The organism is Actinomadura sp. NPDC049753, assembly GCF_040674655.1.
Lineage (GTDB): Bacteria > Actinomycetota > Actinomycetes > Streptosporangiales > Streptosporangiaceae > Spirillospora > Spirillospora verrucosospora.
In genome coordinates, this window is record NZ_JBFARL010000316.1 from 1 (window position 1) to 6,175 (window position 6,175).

7 protein-coding genes are annotated in these 6,175 nt (G+C 74.8%); 3 read left to right on the forward strand and 4 right to left on the reverse strand.

The window, feature by feature from the left end; all coding sequences use genetic code 11:
- Positions 1-618, reverse strand: a 618-nt coding sequence (locus AB0K37_RS39605) for a hypothetical protein (RefSeq protein WP_363990661.1), incomplete at its 3' end; no start/stop codon positions are given.
- A gap of 180 nt (positions 619-798) precedes the next feature.
- On the opposite strand from AB0K37_RS39605, the gene AB0K37_RS39610 reads away from it, so the two are divergent.
- Both AB0K37_RS39610 and AB0K37_RS39615 read left to right on the forward strand, forming a co-directional pair.
- Positions 799-1,455, forward strand: coding sequence for a response regulator transcription factor (locus AB0K37_RS39610; RefSeq protein ID WP_363990675.1), 657 nt, complete (start codon positions 799-801; stop codon positions 1,453-1,455).
- Complete coding sequence (locus tag AB0K37_RS39615) at positions 1,452-2,672, forward strand: HAMP domain-containing sensor histidine kinase (RefSeq protein ID WP_363990663.1); 1,221 nt, start codon at positions 1,452-1,454, stop codon at positions 2,670-2,672. The genes AB0K37_RS39610 and AB0K37_RS39615 overlap by 4 nt, the downstream gene beginning before the upstream one ends.
- On the opposite strand, the gene AB0K37_RS39620 is transcribed toward AB0K37_RS39615, so the two are convergent.
- Entirely contained in the window at positions 2,655-3,725 is a 1,071-nt protein-coding gene (locus AB0K37_RS39620) for a hypothetical protein (protein ID WP_363990666.1), read from the reverse strand. The two genes, AB0K37_RS39615 and AB0K37_RS39620, sit on opposite strands and share 18 nt — an antisense overlap.
- 49 nt (positions 3,726-3,774) lie before the next feature.
- Positions 3,775-4,728, reverse strand: coding sequence for a sensor histidine kinase (locus tag AB0K37_RS39625; RefSeq protein ID WP_363990669.1), 954 nt, complete (start codon positions 4,726-4,728; stop codon positions 3,775-3,777).
- Between the two features lie 231 nt (positions 4,729-4,959).
- Between AB0K37_RS39625 and AB0K37_RS39630 the strand changes: the two genes are divergently transcribed.
- A complete protein-coding gene (locus AB0K37_RS39630) occupies positions 4,960-5,463 on the forward strand; it encodes a DUF664 domain-containing protein (RefSeq protein ID WP_363990672.1) in 504 nt (167 codons plus the stop codon).
- On the opposite strand, the gene AB0K37_RS39635 is transcribed toward AB0K37_RS39630, so the two are convergent.
- Entirely contained in the window at positions 5,453-6,061 is a 609-nt protein-coding gene (locus AB0K37_RS39635; protein ID WP_363990678.1) for a glycosyltransferase, read from the reverse strand. The two genes, AB0K37_RS39630 and AB0K37_RS39635, sit on opposite strands and share 11 nt — an antisense overlap.
- Between the last annotated feature and the right edge of the window lie 114 nt (positions 6,062-6,175).

Genomic DNA, 6,175 nt, shown 5'->3' on the forward strand with positions numbered 1-6,175 from the left:
CCGGCCGATCCCGGGCGTGTACAAGAGCGTCCTTCCCGCATGGAACGACCCGAACCTGCGCGAGATCAGCCGGGAGATCCGCACCCGGCTGCTCGTCACGGGGCCCCTGCCGCCGTCCGGCGAGAACTTGGCGCAGGCCTTCTCCGCGTTCTTGAACTTCTGGCTCTCGGGGTTCACCCCCGTGCCCTTCCCAGCCTGGATCTTGATGCCGCCGTCCGGCTCGGGGTCGGGGAACGCGTCGATGCCGTTGTCGCGCATGCACTTGGCGAACGCGCGCATCTTCGCCAGTTCCTCGGGCTTGGGCTTGGGCGGCTTGCCGCCGTTCGGCATCAGGTGCGCGCACTTCTTCTGCGCCGCCTGGATCTCGCCGTCGGTCTCCGGCCCGCCCCCCTTGCCGGGGCCGCCCGGCTTGGCGGACGCCCGGATCTGGATCCGTCCGTTCTTCGGGTCGGGCATGTCCACCCCGTTGGCGCGCATGCACCGGGCGAACTCGCGCATCTTCTGGTCGTCGCTTGCGGCCTTGGCGGTGCCGTCCCCGCCGTCCCCGCTCCCGCAGCCCTGCACGCCGATGGCCAGGGCGGGGGCGAGCGCCAGCGCGGCGAGCGTACGTCGTCGCATCGGGTCGTCTCCTCGTCGTCTCCGCCGGGCGGAGCGCCGGCGGCGACCGCAAGTCCAGCCCCCGGCCGGTAACCCGGGCGTAACCGGATCGCGTTATGCCGGCGTTACGCCCGCTGCCCGAAGCTGGGGCGGCGGGACGCGCCGGGGGGCGGGTCCGAAGGAGCGGCAGGGGTGGCGGACGTGCGGGTACTGATCGCAGAGGACGAGCGGATGCTCGCCGACTCGATCGCCGAGGGGCTGCGGGCCGAGGCCCTCGCCGTGGACGTGGTCTACGACGGGGACGCCGCGCTGGATCGGCTCGGCGTGCACGACTACGACGTGCTCGTCCTGGACCGGGACCTGCCGGTCGTGCACGGCGACGACGTGTGCCGCGCGGTGGTGGAGTCCGGCGCGCTCGTCCGGGTGCTGATGCTCACCGCCGCCGTCACCGTCCCGGCCCGGGTCGACGGGCTGCGCATCGGCGCCGACGACTACCTCACCAAGCCGTTCGCGTTCGAGGAGCTGGTGGCGCGGATCTTCGCGCTCGGCCGGCGGGCCCGCCCGGCGGCCCCGCCGGCGCTGGAGCGCGCCGGGATCCGGGTCGACCCGTCCCGCCAGGAGGTGTACCGCGACGGCCGGTACGTCCACCTGGCGCGCAAGGAGTTCGGGCTGCTGGCCGAGCTGCTGCGCGCGGACGGGACGATCGTGTCCGCCGAGCGGCTGCTGGAGAAGGTGTGGGACGAGCACACCGACCCGTTCACCAACACCGTCCGGGTGACGCTGATGAAGCTGCGCCGCAAGCTCGGCGATCCCCCGGTCATCGAGACCGTCCCGGGAGTGGGGTACCGGATCCCATGAGCGCTGCGAGCACCGCGGGGTTCGCCGGCCGGCTGCGGCCGACGATCCGCCTGCGGCTGACCATCCTCTACACGGGCCTGTTCCTCGGCGCGGGCATCGTGCTGCTCGGCCTGACCTACCTTCTCGTCCAGAACAGCCTCGAAAGGCAGGGGGATCCCGCGCAGGACCGCGTCTTCACGGCCGCGGGACCCGCGGTCAAGGGGGCCGCTCCGATGCCCGGCGAGGGGTCGGACCTCACCGTGCAGCGCGTCCAGGGCGCCCTGATCAAGGGGCGCGAGGACTACCAGCGGGAGACCCTCAACGCGCTCCTCACCCAGGGCGGGATCGCGCTCGGGCTGGTGGGCGCGGCGGGGCTCGGCTTCGGCTGGCTGCTCGCCGACCGGGCCCTGCGCCCCGTGCACGCGATCACCGAGACGGCGCGGCGCGTCGCGCGCAGCCACGACCTCACCGAGCGGATCGCCTACGAGGGCCCGCGCGACGACGTCAAGGAGCTGGCCGACACCTTCGACACCATGCTCGGCCGGCTGGCGCGGGCGTTCGACGGGCAGCGCCGGTTCGTCGCGAACGCCTCGCACGAGCTGCGCACCCCCCTCGCCATCAACCGGACGCTGGTCGACGTGGCGGTGCGGCGGCCGGACGCCACCGACGACGTCAAACGGCTCGGCGAGTCGCTGCTGGTCGTCAACGGCAGGCACGAGCGGCTCATCGACGGGCTGCTCACCCTCGCCGGGACCGAGAACGTCGTGGTCGACGCCGGGCCGCTCGACCTGGCGGACGTCGCCGGGCACGTCCTGCGGCAGGCCGCCGACGAGGCGCAAGCCCGCGGCGTGACCGCGGACCGCCTGCTCGACCCGGCCCCCGCATCCGGCGATCCGGTGCTGGTGGAGCGGCTCGTGCAGAACCTGGTGGAGAACGCGATCCGGCACAACCACGACGGCGGCGAGGTGCACGTCGCCACCCGGGCCCGGGACGGCTGGGCCGAGCTCACGGTCGCCAACACCGGCCCGCCGGTCCCCGCCTACGAGATTGAGACGATCTTCGAGCCGTTCCGGAGGCTCGGCAACGACCGGGTGCGCTCCGACCGCGGCTCGGGCCTCGGGCTGTCGATCGTCCGGGCGACCGCGACTGCCCACGGCGGCACGGTGACCGCGGCGCCGCGTCCGGGGGGCGGCCTCGTCGTGACCGTCCGCCTGCCGGCGTCAGGCTCCCCGGGCTGAGGCGATCCCCTCGGCCGGGGCGGTCGTCCGCGGGCGCAGCGCGGACACGGCCAGGGCGACGACCGTCCCGGCGAGGGCCCACCCGGCCAGCACCCACAGCGCGTGCGCCGTGGCGTTGCCGGAGAAGTAGACGGTGTTGCGGACGGCGGTCGTGGCCGCGCCGGTCGGAAGCCAGCCGCCGAGCGACCGCCAGAACGGCGGCAGCAGCGCGACCGGGTAGGCGCCGCCGGCGCTGGGGTTGCCGAGCACGACGAACAGCAGGATCGCCAGGCCGATCCCGACGAGCCCGAACAGCGTCTGGAGCACGGCGGTGGCGGCCGCCGCGGCGAAGACCACGAGCGCCCCGATCCCCCAGAGCTGGAGGAAGTGGCCCGGCAGCGCGCCGAGGAGCGGACCGGCGACGAGGGCTCCGCCGAGCCCCGACACGACCGCGTACAGGGCGAGCGCCCCCATCCGGACGACCGTGCGGCGCGCGTTGGCCGGACGGGCTCCGCCCGCGACCGCGAGGATCGCCGCGGCCAGGTAGCCGCCCACGACCCAGCCGATGACGAGGTAGAAGGAGGACAGGCCCCGGCCGTCCTTGGGGCCGGGCGGCCGGATGTCGACGACCGTCACCTGCCGGCCCTGGGCGGTCTCCAGCCGGTGCGCCACGTCGGTCGCGGTGCCGGCGAGCGCCGGGCCGGCGGCGGAGGCGACCAGGAGCGTGTCGGTGCCGCCGCGCGGGTCCACGATGATCGCCGCGTCGACGTCCCGGCGCAGGATGTCGCGGCGGGCCTGCCGCGCGCCGGGCGCCGTGCGGGCCTTCAGCGGTGCGCCCTCCAGCGCGTTCACCCGCGCGACGACCTGGCCCGCCACGGCGGGCGGCGCGACCACCGCGACGGGGACGCGGTGCGGAGCCGGCGAATGGAACGCGCCGATGTAGGACAGGATGAACCCGAACTGCAGCAGCAGGACCCCGGTGATCAGGGCGAACGCGCGGAGCGTCACCGCGTCGCGGAGTTCTGCCGCGAACCCGCGGTCGGGCGGCCGCCGGTCGGGCGCGCGAGTGCTCATGCCGGTCGCCTACCCATTCGGTGGCAAGCCAACTGCGCGAACGCCCGGCTCAGGCACCGGCGCCGCCTTCGGTGTCGCGCAGGGCCGGGGTGTGCAGCCGGACCGTCGTGCCGCTCGGCCCGGACCGCACGTCGAGGTGGTCGCAGATCTGCCGGGCGAGCCAGACGCCGTCGCCCGGCCGCGGGTCGAGCGTCGGCGGGTGCAGGCCGATGAAGGGATCGAGGGACGCGGTGGCGGGCAGGTCGACGTCGCAGACGACCTCCCCGGGCCGGCCCCACAGCGCGACGCTCGGGCGGCGGCCCCCGGCGCCGGGCACGCCGGTGAGCAGCTCGCCGACCGCCGCCGCGAAGATCATTAAGCGCTCGCCGGACAGCCCGAGCAGCGCCGTCTCCAGGACGACGGTGTGCCGCATCCGGGCCAGGTCGCCGGTGAACGGCACGGTGACGGCGTCGTCCGGACGCGCGGCCAGCGGCGCCGCCCGGTCGCGGACGAAGGCGACCGGCTCGGTGTACCCCGGGCTCGCGGCCACGTCTGTGCCGTGCACCATGTGCGGGTGGGTGCGCAGGGCGTTGCCGACGATCTCCGGTTCGAGGGTGCGGGCGTCGAAGGGGCAGACCATGTGGATGCCGGTGCCGGCCAGGACCGCGTTGAGGGCGGAGTCCATGCACTCCCACGCCTCGACCTGCCGGGCCGACCGTCCGGCCCACACGGGCTCGGCGAGGATGCGGACGCGTGCGGCGCCGGGATGCCGGTGCCGGTAGCCGGTGAACGCGGCGACGCGCTGCGGCGGGCGGCGGCCGAAGGACGCGGACTCGGCGTAGTCGACGTTGCGGGCGTGCCGACCGAGAGCGGTCTGCACCAGGTCGAGATTGACGGGCGTGGTGGTCACCAGCACCGGCTCCTCCCGCCGGAGCCCCTCGTCGATGAACGGGAGCGCCATCCGTAAGAAGTCGTCGTCGCTGGAGTAGACGCAGCCTTGGTGCACGAACGCGGAGCCGTTCACCCCCGGTCCCCCTTTTCCAACGGCACGGGTGCGCGCCGTCACGCCGTGGTCCGCGTGCGCGCCTCCCGGCGGACAAGGGAGTGGCCGCGGCAGATGACCTGGTCGACTACAGTAAGGATCGTATCGATCACAATGAGTATCAAGCGGAACGCCGAAATCCCCCTCCCGACGCGTCCGGATGCAGGGGGCCGGGGCCTGAAAACCGGACCGGACCACGGTAGCGTCGGACCAATGACCAGTGCTGAACTGCTCACCGACGCGTTCGACCGGATCCGGCAGGTCGTCCACGGGGCGGTCGGAGGCCTCAGCGGGCCGCAGCTCGCCCGCCGCCCCGCCGAGGACGCCAACTCGATCGCGTGGCTCGTCTGGCACCTCACCCGCATCCAGGACGACCACGTCGCCGGGGTCGCCGGCACCGACCAGATGTGGACGCGGGACGGCTGGGCCGACCGTTTCGACCTTCCGTTCGACGCCTCCGACACCGGCTACGGCCACACTCCGGACGACGTCGCCGCCGTCCGGGTGGAGGCGGACCTGCTCACCGGCTATCACGACGCCGTCCACGCCGAGACCGTCCGATACGTGTCCGCGCTGACCGACGCCGACCTCCCCCGGATCGTCGACCGGGCGTGGGATCCGCCGGTCACGCTGGCGGTCCGGCTGATCAGCGTGGTCTCCGACGACCTCCAGCACGCGGGCCAGGCCGCCTACGTGCGCGGCCTGCTCAGCGGCTGACGCCGGCCCGCCGGGCCCGCTGCGGGGGCGGGGCCGCGGGGACGAGCTCGCGGATCAGGCGGGACCACCGGGGGCCGATGCGGTCCAGGTGGTGGGCCCGCGCGGACCGCAGGGCCGCCTCGCCCAGGCGGTCCCGCAGGCCGGAGTCAGCGATCACCTCGCGGAGCGCCGCGGTCAGGGCGCCCGCGTCCCCCGCGGGGACGAGCAGCCCGTCACGGCCGTGGACGATCATCTCGGCCGGCCCGGTGGGGCAGTCGAACGCCACGACCGCCAGGCCCATCCCCATGGCCTCGATGACGACCATGGGCATGCCCTCGCGGCGCGACGACAGCGCGTAGACCGCCGCCCGCTCCATCTCCGCGTGCAGGTCCCGGGTGCGGGGGCGCAGCTCGGCCCGCCCGCCGAGGCCGAGGTCGTCGATCAGCGCGCGGAGCCGGTCGCGCCGGGGCCCGCCCCCGAAGACCCGCAGGGTCCAGTCCGGGTGCTCGGCGGCGATCGGCGCGAACGCGCGCAGGAGCACGTCGAAGCCCTTGGCGTGGACGAGCCTCCCCGCCGCCACGACGACCTTGTGCGCTCGCCGGGACGGCCGCTCCGGCAGCGCGGGCGCGGCGTTCGGACTGCTCGTCCGGGCGGGGCAGCCGGCACGTCACCGTCTCCTCGAACGTGATCCGGTAGCCCGCCTCCTCCAGCCGGGAGTAGATGCCGCCCGGGC